Genomic DNA, 13,679 nt, shown 5'->3' with positions numbered 1-13,679 from the left:
GGTGCTGCTTTGGGGGCGTTGCGCGAAGCACGCTGCGGTTATCTGCGCCGCAACAGCAGATCCTGTTGTCCTGACGCCGGGGCGGCTCGACGTTGCGGGTGCACTCAATACCCTCGCGCGCGATCGACCAGGCCGACCATCGATTCACCGGCCTCGAAGCGGCGCAGGTTGTCGAGCACCACTTCCACCGCGCTCAGCGGCTGCGTCATGCTCGCGATGTGGGGCGTGAGCTGGATACGGGGATGGCGCCAGAACGGGTGCAACGGCGGCAGCGGTTCGGGATCGGTCACATCCAGCACGGCATCGCCGATCTGTCCGCTTGCCAGCGCGGCCAGCAGGTCGCCCTCGACGAGGTGCGGCCCGCGGCCCACGTGCACGAGACCGGCGCCGGAAGGTAGCATCGAGAACAGCCGCGCATCGAGAAAGCCCCGCGTCGAAGCGGTCAGTGGCAGCAGGCACACGAGGATGTCGGTGCGCCCGAGGAACGCGGGCAGTTCGTCGGCGCCCGCATGGCATTGAACGCCGTCGAACGCGTGCCGCGACCGGCTCCATCCCGCGCAATCGAAACCCATGCCGACGAGCTGCGCCAGCACGGCCTGCCCGAGCGAACCGAGGCCGAGAACGCCGACGCATCGTTCGCCCGCAGGTCGCACCGGCAACGGACGCCACTGTCCTTCCTCCTGCTGTCGACGGTACTGCGGCATATCGCGATGCAGGCCGAGCACCGCGTGAGTCACGTACTCGACCATGCCGCGCACGATGCCGGGCTCCACCATGCGCACCACCGGCAGCTCGGCCGGCAGCGCCGCGAAGTCGAACTGGTCGACACCGGCGCCCGAGGAGAACAGCACCTCGAGATTCGGGAACCGCGCCGCCAGGTCGTCCGGCGGCTCCCAGGCCGCGAGAAAGCGCACCTGCGCCGGGTCGCCGACATCAGGCCAGATGCGAAAGTCGATCTCGGGCACGCGGCGCTGGAACACCTCGGCCCACTGGCGGCCTCGCACCGGGTCGGACTTGTAGAGGAAGGTGGTCGTGCCCATCGTGGCCTCAGCCAACGGCTTGGGAAACGATGGCGAACAGTGCCGGTCCGCCGGGCGGCATGGCGAGTGGCGCGCCACGCACCATCGTCGTCGGCGCGTCCACGCGCGGCAGGCCGATGTCTTCGAGCCAATCGGCCAGGCCGCTGTTGAAGTCGATGTCGATGCGCGTGAAGTGGCCGGCGTTCAGGCCGACCAGATGCGCGATCAATGCCTTCGCGCCCTGCACGTCGGGTGCGACCACGGGACCGATGGCATGCCCCCGTCCGAAGCGGCGCAGCATGGCGAAGCCGCGCGGCTCGCTGTCGTGGTCGAGCACCACGCAGGCATCCGCGGTGGACAGCAGGTCGGCGATCAGCCCATCGCGCGGCATGCCGCGCGCCGCGGCGTCGAGCGCCTGCAGCGCTGCAGTCTCGTTCAGCCCGGCGGGCCGCAGCCGCCAGCCCGGCCGCAGCGCGACCAGCGGCGCCGGCTGCGCGACGCTCTGGTGCTGCCGCAGCTCGCCGGTGCGCACGAAACCCAGCCGCTCGTAAAGGCCTCGCCCGTCCGCCGTTGCATGCAACAGCACCGTGTGCGCGTCCAGGCCATCGAGCAGCGCGCTCATCAGCCGGTGGCCGATACGGCGGCCCCGGCAGGCCGGCGTCACGATCACGAGGCCGATGGTGGCGTGGCGATCGCCCCAGCGCCAGCGCAGCCCGGTGGCGATGAGCTCGCCGTCGCGCTCGGCGACGAACCCTTCGGCGTGCGCGAACACCTGCGACCAGTCCGCCAGGCGGTGCGGCCAGCGCAACTCGGCCGACAGCGCATGCGCGAATGGAAGGTCGGCCGGCGTCATCGGTCTCAGCGCCACGCCATCCACGGCGGAGGCATTCTGGGTGTGATCGGGCATTGGGAAAGTCTCTGCGAAGGGAACGACGCGTCGATCTTGGACGACATCGGCGCGCGACACCAGACCGAAATCAAGCTTCTTCGCAACTTGCAAGCATCGGCTGCCAGGGGTCCGGATTTTGCAATTCGCTGCGGCAGGGGCCCCGCTTACGCACACAAATGCTGCGACATCCTGCCTAGGATCGATCGCCGCTCTTTCGGCACCACAGGAACCCTGGCGACATGCAAGTTTTCGACCCTCAACAGATCCACGTGCCCTCGGGCCATTTCATCGGCGGGCGCCTCGTGCCCGAGGCGGGCCGCATCGTCGTGAAACGGCCTTCCGACGCGCAGCCGCATGGCGAAATCCCGCTGGGCGATGCAGGGACGGTGGACGCCGCCGTGCGCAACGCATGGACCGCCTGGCGCCACAGCGACTGGGCACGCCGCGCACCGCGCGACCGCGCCCGTGTCATGCGCCGCTGGGCCGATCTGATCGAGGCCTCCGCGGCAGCGTTGGGCCCGTTGGAAGCCGTGTGTTCCACGCGCCCGGTGCGCGATGCCATGGCCTGGGACGTCCCGTTCACGGCGGAAGGACTGCGCTTCTTTGCCGAGTACGCAGACAAGCTCGGCGGCGAGGTCGCCGCGACGCGCCACGACCACCTGGGCATGGTCGTGGCCGAGCCCTATGGCGTCGTCGGCGCGATCACGCCCTGGAATTTCCCGCTGGTCATGGTCTCCTGGAAGGTCGGCGCCGCGCTGGCCGCAGGCAATGCAGTGGTGCTCAAGCCTTCCGAGCTGACGCCCTACTCCGCGCTGCGGCTGGCCGAACTGGCCATCGCGGCCGGCGTGCCACCGGGGCTCTTCAACATCGTCCAGGGCGATGGCCACACCACCGGCGACGCGCTCTCGCGGCATCCGCTGATCTCGAAAATGACTTTCACCGGCTCCACGCGCACCGGAGCCGCGATCATGTCCGCCTGTGCCTTGCATGGCCCCAAGCCGGTGACGCTGGAGCTGGGGGGCAAGAGCCCGCAACTGGTGTTCGACGACGCGCCCGACGTAGACCGCCTGGCCGGCATGATCGCCGGCGCGATCACCGGCAATGCGGGCCAGGTCTGCGTGGCCGGTTCGCGGCTGATCGTGCAGCGCGGCATCGCCGATGCGCTGGTCGAACGCGTCGCTGCGCGCTTCGCCGCCATGCGCCCAGGTGCGACCTGGGACGACGCCGCCACGCTGCCACCCATCATCTCGGCGTTGCAGGCGGGGCGCATCCGCGACGTCGTCGACCGGGCGCGCGCCGCCGGCGGCCGAATCCGCAGCGGCGGCGGCTTGTACGACGCCGGCCCCGGCGGCGGCTACTTCCAGCCGACATTGATCGAGGACGTGGATGCAACCAATCCGGCCGTGCAGGAGGAGATTTTCGGCCCGGTCCTCACGGTCCAGACCTTCGGCGACGAGGAGGAAGGCCTGGCGCTCGCCGCCCACGCGCATTACGGCCTCGCGGCCGGCGTGCACACCGCGGACATCGGCCGCGCGCTGCGCGCGATGCGCGGCATCTCGGCCGGCACCGTCTGGATCAACCGCTACGGGCGCAGCGCCGACTTCGTCATCCCCACCGGCGGCTACCACCAGTCGGGCATCGGCAAGGACCTGGGGCGCCAGGCGGTCGAGGCCAACCTGCGCTTCAAGAGCGTGCTCATCGACTTCGCGGCGACGCACTGAGGTGCATGGCCGCACGCATCGAGGGCAGACCGCATGGCATGCCGCCGCACCCCCCGCAAACCGCAGCTTTGGTGCGGCAAGGGCCGCATTTCCCTATTTCTCTGGTGCGACTGCGTGCTGCAATCACTTCGTAATGAGTTTGTCGCATTTGCCGCGTAAGGCAGGCGGCCCGCCCCGGCCGGTGACCGGTTTGAAAAAGGATTCGAGACCATGACCTTCCGTCCCAAGTACGTGACCTTCGACTGCTACGGCACGCTCACGCGTTTCCGCATGGGCGAGATGACCCGCGACATCTATGCCGATCGCATCCCGGTCGAGCGCATGGAGCAGTTCATCGCCGACTTCTCTGCCTACCGTTTCGACGAGGTGCTGGGCGACTGGCAGCCCTACGAGGTGGTGCTGAAGAACGCAGTGCGGCGCTTGTGCAGGAAGTGGAAGCTCCAGTACCTCGACAGCGAAGCGCAGAAGTACTACGACGCGGTGCCCACCTGGGGCCCGCACGAGGATGTGCCCGCCGGCCTGGCCAAGGTCGCCAAGGAGATCCCGCTGGTGATCCTGTCGAACGCGTCGGACGACCAGATCCAAAAGAATGTCGCAATGCTCGGCGCGCCGTTCCACCGCGTCTACACCGCGCAGCAGGCCCAGGCCTACAAGCCACGACTGAAGGCCTTCGAATACATGCTCGACTCGCTCGGCTGCAACCCCGAGGACGTGCTGCACGTGTCCTCCAGCCTGCGCTACGACCTGATGTCGGCGGACGACATCGGCATCGTCAACAAGGTATTCGTCAACCGTGGCCATGGTCCGGGCAATCCCGCCTACCGCTACGTCGAGATTTCCGACATCGGCGGCCTTCCCGGCGTCGTCGGCCTCTGATTTCCCTAACCGGCCCCACCCGCCCCGCGCCATGAAACTCGACTCCTACTGGACCGATTCGGCACCCGCGTTCGCCCCCGAGCGACACGAACTGCCGGCGCAGGTCGATGTCGCGATCGTGGGCGGCGGCTTCACCGGCCTGTCGGCGGCCCTGGCACTGGCTCGGCGCGGCGCCCGCGTCGTCGTGCTCGAAGCCGGCGAACGCGTGGCGGCCGAGGCCTCGGGCCGCAATGGCGGGCACGTCAACAACGGGCTCGCGGTCGATTACGCCGACGTTGCCGCCAAGGCCGGGGTCGAGCGCGCCCGTGCCTGGTATCGCGCCTACGACGACGCGGTGGACACGGTCGCGCGGCTGGTGCGCGACGAAGCCATCGACTGCGACTTCCTGCGCCACGGCAAGCTCAAGCTCGCCACGCGGGCGAACCAGATGGCCGCGCTCGAACGCAGCGCGCAGCGCCTGATCGACGATGGCGTGGACACCGACGTCGAGATCCTCGACGCGACACGCGTGCGCGCCGAAGTTCAGAGCGACCGCTTCCATGGCGGCCTCTTGTACAAGCGCAGCGGCCAGATGCACATGGGCCGCTTCGCCCAGGGCCTGGCCGCGGCGGCGCAGCGCAACGGCGCGCAGATCCACACCGGCACCGGCGTGTGCCGCATCGAACGCCTGGGCCAGGGCCACGCACACAAGCTGCACACCGAACGCGGCACCGTCACCGCGCAGCAGGTGCTGCTGGCGACGGGCGCGACGCGCCACGGCGGCTACGGCAGCTTCGGCTGGCTGCGCCGACGCATCGTGCCGATCGGCAGCTTCATCGTGGTCACCGAGCCCCTCGGCGCCGAACGCGCGAACGCCCTGCTCGCGGCCCGGCGCACCTACGTGACGGTGGCCAACATCCACCACTACTTCCGCCTCACAGCGGACCACCGGCTGGTCTTCGGCGGGCGTGCACGCTTCGCGGTCTCCAGTCCGCACATGGATGCCGCGAGCGGCGAGATCCTGCGCGCGGGCCTGGCCGAGACCTTTCCGCAGCTCGGCGCCGTGCGGCTCGACTACTGCTGGGGCGGCCTGGTCGACATGACGCAGGACCGCCTGCCCCACGCCGGCGAGCGCGAAGGCCTGTACTACGCGATGGGCTACAGCGGTCACGGCACGCAGATGTCGGTCCACATGGGCGAGCGCATGGCCGCCGTGATGGGCGGCGATGCGAGCGCCAATCCCTGGCAGGGCCGCGACTGGCCCGCCATTCCCGGCCACTTCGGCCCGCCGTGGTTCCTGCCGGCGGTGGGCCTCTACTACACGCTCAAGGACAGGATGGCCGCCTGACCATCCCCTCGAGACCGCGTTTTCGTTCCGTGTTCCTCAAACCTTGCCATCGACCCCCCAGGAGTACCCCACCATGAGCGACAGCAGCAACAAGAGGCTCGATTGCCTCGTCGGTCCCGGCGAAAGCCTTCGTGTCATGGAGTCGATCAAGCGCGGCGCCACGCGGCGCGACATCCTCACGATGCTGATGGCCGGCGGCATGCAGGCCACCCTTGCCGGTGGCCTGGCGGGCATGGCGGTGAGCGCCCATGCGCAGACGCCCCGGCGCGGCGGCCGCATCCGGGTCGCCGGCGCGACCGCCGCGGCGACCGACACGCTCGATCCGGCCAAGCAGTCGAACCAGACCGACTACTCGCGCTGCAACATGATCTACAACGGCCTCACCTCGCTGGACGGCAGCCTGACGCCGCAGCCCTCGCTGGCCGAGTCGTTCACCACCAAGGATGCGAAGACCTGGGTCTTCACGCTGCGAAAGGGCGTGCTGTTCCATGACGGCAAGGCGCTCTCGCCGGCCGACGTGGTGTACTCCGTGATGCGCCACAAGGATCCGGCCACCGCCTCCAAGGCCAAGGTGCTGGCCGACCAGATCGACAGCGCCAAGGCCACCGGCCCCAACGAGGTGACCTTCGTGCTCAGCGCACCGAACGCCGACCTGCCGGTCATCCTGGGTACCTTCCACTTCCACATCGTCAAGGAAGGCACCACCGACTTCAACGCCGGCATCGGCACCGGCCCCTACAAGCTCAAGGAATTCAAGCCCGGCGTGCGCTCGCTGGTGGTGCGCAACGACGCCTACTGGAAGCCCGGCAAGCCCTACCTCGACGAGATCGAGTTCGTGGGCATCGGCGACGAGAGCGCGCGCGTCAATGCGCTGCTGTCCGGCGGCATGGACCTGGTCGGCTCGGTCAATCCTCGCTCGGTCGAGCGCGTGAAGGACACGCCCGGCTATGCGATCTTCACGACGCAGTCGGGCCAGTACTCCGACCTGGTGATGCGCAAGGACATGGGCCCCGGTGCCAACCCGGACTTCGCCCTCGCGATGAAGTACCTGTTCGACCGCGAGCAGATGAAGAAGACCATCGCGCTCGACTATGCGGTCGTCGCCAACGACCAACCGATCGATCCGACCAACCGCTTCTTCTTCGCCGGCCTGCCCCAGCGGCCCTTCGACCTCGACAAGGCCAAGTTCCACCTGCAGAAGTCCGGCGTCACCGGCAAGGTGCCGGTCGTGGCTTCTCCGGCGGCCCTGTACTCCGTGGAGATCGCGCTCATGCTGCAGCAGACCGCGCAACGCGCCGGCCTCGAGCTCGAGATCAAGCGCATGCCGGCCGACGGCTACTGGTCGAACCACTGGCTCAACAGCCCGGTCGGCTTCGGCAACGTGAACCCGCGCCCGAGCGCCGACGTGCTGTTGACGCAGTTCTTCCAGTCGGGCGCGGCCTGGAACGAGTCGCGCTGGAAGAGCGAGAAGTTCGACCAGCTGCTGCTGGCCTCGCGTGCCGAAACGGACCTGGCCAAGCGCAAGCAGATGTATGCCGACATGCAGACGATGATTCACCAGGAGGCCGGCATCGGCATTCCGCTGTTCCTCGCGAGCATCGACGGCCATACGTCCAAGCTCAAGGGCCTGACGCCGATTCCACTGGGCGGCCTGATGGGCTACAACTTCGCGGAAAACGTGTGGCTCGAGGCGTGAGACTCAAGCAATTGCCCGGAGACCCACGATGAACAGGGTGATCCTCAAGCTCCTCGGCCAGCGGATCGCGCTGGCGCTGCTGTCGCTGCTGGTGGTGTCGGTGATCGTGTTCTCGATCACCGCAGTGCTGCCCGGCGATGCCGCGCAGGAGCAGCTCGGCCAGGACGCCACGCCCGAGGCCGTCGCCGCGCTGCGCGCGCAGATGGGCCTGGACGTGCCGGCGCCCGAGCGCTACCTGCACTGGCTGCTCGGCATGGTGAAGGGCGACCTCGGCCGCTCGGCCACGACGCAGATGCCGGTGGCCGAACTGGTGGCCAGCCGCCTGCCCAACTCGCTGCTGCTCGCGGCAGTGACGGCGCTGTTCTCGGTGCCCATCGCGCTGGCGCTCGGCATCGCCTCGGCGGTGTGGCGCGGCTCCTGGTTCGATCGCGCTGCCTCGACCTCGGCCGTGGCGGTGGTCTCGGTGCCGGAGTTCCTGGTCGCGACGCTGGCGGTTCTTGTGTTCGCGGTCAAGCTGCGCTGGCTGCCGGCGCTTTCCTTCGTCAACGAGATCGAGTCGCTGGGCCAGTTGCTGCGCGCGTTTGCCATGCCGGTGCTTGTGCTGTGCTGCGTGATCGTCGCGCAGATGATGCGCATGACGCGCGCCGCGGTGATCGACCAGCTCGAGGCGCCCTACATCGAGATGGTTCGGCTCAAGGGCGCTTCGCCGATGCGCATGGTGCTGGCACATGCGCTGCCCAATGCGGTGGGGCCGATCGCCAACGCGGTGGCGCTCAGCCTCTCGTACCTGCTCGGCGGCGTGATCATTGTCGAGACCATCTTCAACTACCCGGGCATCGCCAAGCTGATGGTCGACGGCGTCTCGCAGCGTGACATGCCGCTGGTGCAGACCTGCGCCATGATCTTCTGCTGCGCCTACCTGATCCTGGTGACGACAGCCGATATCTGCGGCATCGTCGCCAACCCGCGGCTGCGCCACCGCTGAACAAGAGGCAGCCAAATGGAATCATCGACCTCAACATCGGCCGGGAACGCGACGGCCTCCGTCTCGGCCCCGCTCGCCGAGCGGCACCGCGGCCGGCTGCGCTGGCTCGCCGGCTTCGGCCCGTCCGGCCTGCTCGGACTCGCGGTGCTGCTGTTCTGGCTGCTCGCGGCGCTGTTCGGACCCTGGCTCCTCTCGCACAGCACGGGTGCCATGGGCAGCAACAACGTCTTCGCTCCCATCAGTGCGGCGCACTGGCTGGGCACCGACTACCTCGGCCGCGACATGCTGGCGCGCGTCATCGAGGGCGCGCGCTACACGGTCGGTGTCGCGCTGCTCGCCACGCTCCTGGCCAGCGGCACCGGCACCACGCTGGCGCTGCTGGCCGCCGCCAGCGGCCGCTGGATCGACGCGGTGCTGAGCCGCGGCCTGGACACGCTGACTGCGATCCCGAGCAAGATGTTCGCGCTCATCATGGTGGCAGGCTTCGGCTCCTCGGTGCCGATGCTGGTGGGCACCGCCGCCATCATCTATGTGCCGGGCGCCTACCGCATCGCGCGCTCGCTGGCCGTCAACATCAATGCGCTCGACTACGTGACCGTGGCACGCACGCGCGGCGAAGGCACGCTCTACATCATGCTGCGCGAGATCCTGCCCAACATCGTCGGACCGATGCTGGCGGACCTGGGCCTGCGCTTCGTCTACGTCGTGCTGCTGCTGGCGAGCCTGAGCTTTCTCGGCCTGGGCATCCAGCCGCCGGTGGCCGACTGGGGCTCCCTGGTGCGCGAAAACATCGGCGCACTGGCCATGGGCGGCGCCTCGGTGATCGTGCCGGCGCTGGCGATCGCGAGCCTGACCATCGCGGTCAACCTGGTCATCGACAACCTTCCGGGCCGTTCGGCACGAGAAAGAGGAGCACGCTGATGGGCGCACCCGTGACCGTGAAGAACCTGAGCATCACGGCTGGCAACAGCACGCTGGTCGATGCCTTGAGCTTTTCCATCCAGCCCGGAGAGGTGCTGGCGCTGATCGGCGAGTCGGGCTCCGGCAAGACCACCACCGCGCTGGCGCTGATGGGCTATGCGCGCCACGGCTGCCGCATCTCGGCGGGCCGGGTGCAGATCGGCGACACCGACGTGCTGTCGCTGGATGCGGCGCAGCAGCGCGCACTGCGCGGTCGCACGGTCGCCTACATCGCGCAGAGCGCAGCCGCCTCCTTCAATCCCTCGCGCACGATCATGGACCAAGTGATCGAACCGACCGTCATCCACGGCCTCTGCAAGCGGGCCGAGGCCGAGGCGAAGGCGGTGCAGCTGTTCCGCGAGCTGGCGCTGCCCGATCCGGAAACCATCGGCGCACGCTATCCGCACCAGGTGTCGGGCGGCCAGTTGCAGCGGCTGATGGCCGCGATGGCACTGATCGGCGACCCCGAGCTCGTGATCCTCGACGAGCCGACCACCGCGCTCGACGTGACGACGCAGATCGAAGTGCTGCGCGCCTTCCGCCGCGTGGTGCGCGAACGCCGCGCCACCGCGGTGTACGTGAGCCACGACCTGGCCGTGGTGGCTCAGATGGCCGACCACATCCTGGTGCTGCGCAACGGGAAGATGCAAGAGGTCAATGCGACCGGGCAGATCCTCTCTGCCCCTGTCGACGCCTACACCAAATGCCTGTTGGCCGCCGCGCGGCCGGCAACGCGCGCCTCCGGCCAGAGTTCGGGCGATAGCGAACTGCTGCTCGAGGTGCGCGAGCTCTCGGCCGGCTACGGCCCCGTCGACGCGCACGGCCGTCCGGCCAAGCTGATCCTCGAGGACATCAACCTCAAGCTCTATCGCGGCCAGGCCATCGGGGTCATCGGCGAGTCGGGTTCCGGGAAAACCACGCTGGCGCGCGCCGTCGCCGGCTTGCTGGCGCCTTGCCACGGCAGCATCTTGTTCAACAACCATGAACTGAAGCCGTCGCTGGCGCAGCGCGACAAGGAAGAGCTGCGCCGGATCCAGATCGTGTTCCAGATGGCCGACACGGCGCTCAATCCGTCGCAGACCATCGAGCGCATCCTGGCGCGGCCGCTGGAGTTCTACAAGGGTTTGCGCGGCGAGCCGTTGCAGCGGCGCATCCGCGAGTTGCTGGAGTTGGTGAAGCTGCCGCAGACCGTGGCCGGCCGCCTGCCGAACGGCCTTTCAGGCGGGCAGAAGCAACGCGTCAACCTGGCGCGCGCGCTCGCGGCCGAGCCCGACCTGATCCTGTGCGACGAGGTGACCTCGGCCCTGGACACCGTGGTCGGCGCGGCGGTGCTCGACCTGATTGCCGAGCTGCGGCGCGAGCTCGGCGTGTCCTACCTGTTCATCAGCCACGACCTGCACACGGTGCGCGCCGTGTGCGACGAGATCGTCGTGATGCAGCACGGCCGCAAGCTCGCGCAGGTCGCGCGCGCCGACTACGAGCGCGGGCCGCACCACCCCTATTACCAACTGCTGGAACGTTCCGTGCCCGAGCTGCGCCAGGGCTGGCTGGACGAGATGGACCGGCACATGACGGCAACCGCACCATGAGCAACACAGACATGACCCCGACGTTTCGAATCGCACTGATCGCCGGCGACGGCATCGGCAAGGAAGTGATGCCCGAAGGCCTGCGCGTGATACAGGCCGCGGCGGAGCGCTTCGGCTTCGCACTCGACTGCCGCACCATCGAGTGGGCCAGTTGCGACTACTACGCCGAGCACGGCCAGATGATGCCGGACGACTGGAAGGAGCAGCTGCAAGGCGTCGATGCCTTGTACTTCGGCGCCGTTGGCTGGCCGCAGACCGTGCCGGATCACGTGTCGCTGTGGGGATCGCTGCTGAAGTTCCGTCGCGAATTCGACCAGTACATCAACCTGCGGCCAGTGCGGCTCTTCGAAGGCGTGCCCTGTCCGCTGGCCGGCCGCAAGCCCGGCGACATCGACTACCTCGTGGTGCGCGAGAACACCGAGGGCGAATACACCGCGCTCGGCGGTGTGATGTACGAAGGCACCGAGCGAGAGATCGTGATCCAGGAGTCCGTCTTCTCGCGCCACGGCACCGATCGCGTGCTGAAGTACGCTTTCGAGACCGCGAACGCTCGTCAGCGCAAGCATCTGACGGTGGCCACCAAGAGCAACGGCATCGCGATCAGCATGCCCTGGTGGGATGGCCGGGCCGAGGCGGTCGCTCGGGACTACCCCGACGTGAAGATCGACAAGCAGCACATCGACATCCTGTCGGCGCGTTTCGTGCTGCAGCCCACGCGCTTCGACGTGGTGGTGGCGAGCAACCTGTTCGGCGACATTCTCTCGGACCTCGGCCCTGCGACCACCGGCACCATCGGACTGGCGCCGTCGGCCAACCTCAACCCCGAGCGCAGCTTCCCATCCCTGTTCGAACCCGTGCACGGTTCGGCGCCGGACATCTACGGGCAGAACATCGCCAACCCCATCGCCATGATCTGGTCGGGTGCGCTGATGCTGGACTTCCTCACGCAGGGCCAGGGCGCCGGACGCGCCGCGCACGACGCGATCCTGGGTGCGATCGAGGCGGTGCTGCGCGAGGGGCCACGCACGCGCGACCTGGGCGGCACGGCCTCGACCACCGAACTGGGCATCGCCATCGCCGAGCGCGTCATGGTCTCCTGATGCCCTTGTTGCCCAACGCCACAGAGAACGTTCCGACCATGACACTCACCCTCGAACGCCAGGACCTGATGCCCGGCCGCCATCTCATCGGCGCCGAGTGGCGCGATGCGAGCGATGCCCGCCGCCTCGATGTGGCCGATCCCGCCACCGACACCGTGTTTGCCAGCGTGCCGGACGGTACCGCAGCCGATGCGCGCGCCGCGGTCGATGCCGCGCATGCCGCCTTCCCCGCCTGGCGCGCGGTGCCTGCGAAGCAACGCGCCCAGATCCTCAAGCGCTGGAACGACCTCATGCTCGCGCACCAGGAAGACCTGGGCCGCCTCGTCTCGCGCGAGCAGGGCAAGCCGCTGTCCGAAGGTCGCGGCGAGGTGGCCTACGCGGCCAGCTATGTCGAGTGGTTCGCCGAGGAAACCACGCGTGCCAACGGCGACCTGATTCCGGCGCCCGTGCCGGGTCGCCGCATGCTGGCGCTGAAGGAGCCGGTGGGCGTGGTCGCGGCGATCACGCCGTGGAACTTCCCGGCCGCCATGATCGCCCGCAAGATCGCTCCGGCGCTCGCGGCCGGATGCACCGTGGTGTGCAAACCGGCCGAAGATACGCCGCTCACTTCGCTGGCTCTGGTGAAGCTTGCCGAGGAAGCCGGCGTGCCGCCGGGGGTGTTGAACATCGTCACGGCCTCGCGTGAACGCACGCCCGAGGTGGTCGACGTGTGGCTGGCCGACGCGCGCGTTCGCAAGGTTTCGTTCACGGGCTCGACACCCGTGGGCAAGCACCTCGCGCGCGCATCGGCCGACACGCTGAAGAAGCTCTCGCTCGAACTCGGCGGCAACGCGCCATTCATCGTGTTCGACGATGCCGATGTCGATGCTGCGGTCGAAGGCTTGATGGCAGCCAAGTTCCGCAACGGCGGCCAGACCTGCGTGTGCCCGAATCGCGTCTTCGTGCAGGCCCGCGTGCATGATGCCTTCGTCGACAAGCTGGCCGCGCGGGTCGGTGCGCTCCGGGTCGGCCCGGCCACGGATCCCGATTCGCAGATCGGACCGATGATCAACGCGCGCGCGGTCGACAAGATCGAACGTCATGTGCGCGATGCCGTCGCAAAGGGTGCGCGCATCGCCGTCGGCGGCAAGCGGCAGCGCACGGAGCGCTGCGACGGCCCCAACTACTACGCGCCAACCGTGCTGGTGAACGCCGACGCGACGATGGAGTGCAGTTGCGAGGAAACCTTCGGGCCGGTGGTCCCGGTCACGCGCTTCGACAGCGAGGCCGAAGTGATCGCCGCCGCGAACGACACACCCTTCGGTCTCGCGGCGTACTTCTACTCGACCGACGTGCGCCGCATCTGGCGCGTGGCGGATGCTCTCGAGTCGGGCATCGTCGGTATCAATGAAGGCGCCCTGGCCGCGGAGGCCGCACCCTTCGGTGGCGTCAAGGAGTCCGGCTATGGACGCGAAGGCTCGGTGCACGGGTTGGACGACTACATGCACGTCAAGTACCTGTGTTGGGGGGGGATCTGA

General features: G+C 68.5%; 11 protein-coding genes. 9 read left to right on the top strand and 2 right to left on the bottom strand.

Going from position 1 to position 13,679, the window contains the following annotated elements:
- Positions 1 to 104: 104 nt before the first annotated feature.
- The gene (locus AC1DYD_RS25245) at positions 105 to 1,040 is read right to left on the bottom strand and encodes a 2-hydroxyacid dehydrogenase (protein WP_478175502.1); all 936 of its coding nucleotides are present in this window, start codon (positions 1,038 to 1,040) and stop codon (positions 105 to 107) included.
- 7 nt (positions 1,041 to 1,047) lie between these two features.
- Positions 1,048 to 1,926: a GNAT family N-acetyltransferase gene (locus AC1DYD_RS25240; RefSeq protein ID WP_478175501.1), complete on the bottom strand. Its 879-nt coding sequence runs from the start codon at positions 1,924 to 1,926 to the stop codon at positions 1,048 to 1,050.
- A 221-nt stretch (positions 1,927 to 2,147) separates the two neighbouring features.
- Between AC1DYD_RS25240 and AC1DYD_RS25235 the strand changes: the two genes are divergently transcribed.
- The 9 genes from AC1DYD_RS25235 (at position 2,148) to AC1DYD_RS25195 (ending at position 13,679) form a co-directional block, all read left to right on the top strand.
- Positions 2,148 to 3,629 carry an aldehyde dehydrogenase family protein gene (locus AC1DYD_RS25235; RefSeq protein WP_478175500.1) on the top strand — a complete coding sequence of 494 codons (1,482 nt, stop codon included), beginning with the start codon at positions 2,148 to 2,150 and terminating at the stop codon, positions 3,627 to 3,629.
- Positions 3,630 to 3,839: 210 nt separating this feature from the next.
- Positions 3,840 to 4,505 (top strand): haloacid dehalogenase type II, encoded by a 666-nt coding sequence (locus AC1DYD_RS25230; RefSeq protein WP_478175499.1) that lies wholly within the window; start codon positions 3,840 to 3,842, stop codon positions 4,503 to 4,505.
- A 31-nt stretch (positions 4,506 to 4,536) separates the two neighbouring features.
- Positions 4,537 to 5,832 carry an NAD(P)/FAD-dependent oxidoreductase gene (locus AC1DYD_RS25225; protein WP_478175498.1) on the top strand — a complete coding sequence of 432 codons (1,296 nt, stop codon included), beginning with the start codon at positions 4,537 to 4,539 and terminating at the stop codon, positions 5,830 to 5,832.
- Positions 5,833 to 5,905: 73 nt separating this feature from the next.
- On the top strand, positions 5,906 to 7,528 hold the full coding sequence (locus AC1DYD_RS25220) for an ABC transporter substrate-binding protein (RefSeq protein ID WP_478175497.1): 1,623 nt from the start codon (positions 5,906 to 5,908) through the stop codon (positions 7,526 to 7,528).
- A gap of 28 nt (positions 7,529 to 7,556) precedes the next feature.
- Positions 7,557 to 8,513 carry an ABC transporter permease gene (locus AC1DYD_RS25215; RefSeq protein WP_478175496.1) on the top strand — a complete coding sequence of 319 codons (957 nt, stop codon included), beginning with the start codon at positions 7,557 to 7,559 and terminating at the stop codon, positions 8,511 to 8,513.
- A gap of 15 nt (positions 8,514 to 8,528) precedes the next feature.
- Positions 8,529 to 9,434: an ABC transporter permease gene (locus AC1DYD_RS25210; protein WP_478175495.1), complete on the top strand. Its 906-nt coding sequence runs from the start codon at positions 8,529 to 8,531 to the stop codon at positions 9,432 to 9,434.
- The gene (locus tag AC1DYD_RS25205; protein WP_478175494.1) at positions 9,434 to 11,062 is read left to right on the top strand and encodes an ABC transporter ATP-binding protein; all 1,629 of its coding nucleotides are present in this window, start codon (positions 9,434 to 9,436) and stop codon (positions 11,060 to 11,062) included. Before AC1DYD_RS25210 ends, AC1DYD_RS25205 begins: the two co-directional genes overlap by 1 nt.
- Positions 11,063 to 11,073: 11 nt before the next feature.
- Positions 11,074 to 12,162, top strand: coding sequence for a tartrate dehydrogenase (locus AC1DYD_RS25200; RefSeq protein ID WP_478175568.1), 1,089 nt, complete (start codon positions 11,074 to 11,076; stop codon positions 12,160 to 12,162).
- 38 nt (positions 12,163 to 12,200) lie between these two features.
- Positions 12,201 to 13,679 carry an NAD-dependent succinate-semialdehyde dehydrogenase gene (locus AC1DYD_RS25195; protein WP_478175493.1) on the top strand — a complete coding sequence of 493 codons (1,479 nt, stop codon included), beginning with the start codon at positions 12,201 to 12,203 and terminating at the stop codon, positions 13,677 to 13,679.

It is taken from the genome of Variovorax sp. P4_B11 (genome assembly GCF_056402355.1).
This window is presented reverse-complemented; position numbering and strand designations above follow the sequence as displayed.

Bases quoted from the DNA above. Each gene is read 5' to 3' on its own strand.
- AC1DYD_RS25240 (WP_478175501.1), bottom strand. From the start codon at position 1,926: ATGCCCGATCACACCCAGAATGCCTCCGCCGTGGATGGCGTGGCGCTG.
- AC1DYD_RS25220 (WP_478175497.1), top strand. From the start codon at position 5,906: ATGAGCGACAGCAGCAACAAGAGGCTCGATTGCCTCGTCGGTCCCGGC.
- AC1DYD_RS25225 (WP_478175498.1), top strand. From the start codon at position 4,537: ATGAAACTCGACTCCTACTGGACCGATTCGGCACCCGCGTTCGCCCCC.
- AC1DYD_RS25245 (WP_478175502.1), bottom strand. From the start codon at position 1,040: ATGGGCACGACCACCTTCCTCTACAAGTCCGACCCGGTGCGAGGCCGC.
- AC1DYD_RS25195 (WP_478175493.1), top strand. From the start codon at position 12,201: ATGACACTCACCCTCGAACGCCAGGACCTGATGCCCGGCCGCCATCTC.
- AC1DYD_RS25215 (WP_478175496.1), top strand. From the start codon at position 7,557: ATGAACAGGGTGATCCTCAAGCTCCTCGGCCAGCGGATCGCGCTGGCG.
- AC1DYD_RS25230 (WP_478175499.1), top strand. From the start codon at position 3,840: ATGACCTTCCGTCCCAAGTACGTGACCTTCGACTGCTACGGCACGCTC.
- AC1DYD_RS25200 (WP_478175568.1), top strand. From the start codon at position 11,074: ATGACCCCGACGTTTCGAATCGCACTGATCGCCGGCGACGGCATCGGC.
- AC1DYD_RS25210 (WP_478175495.1), top strand. From the start codon at position 8,529: ATGGAATCATCGACCTCAACATCGGCCGGGAACGCGACGGCCTCCGTC.
- AC1DYD_RS25235 (WP_478175500.1), top strand. From the start codon at position 2,148: ATGCAAGTTTTCGACCCTCAACAGATCCACGTGCCCTCGGGCCATTTC.
- AC1DYD_RS25205 (WP_478175494.1), top strand. From the start codon at position 9,434: ATGGGCGCACCCGTGACCGTGAAGAACCTGAGCATCACGGCTGGCAAC.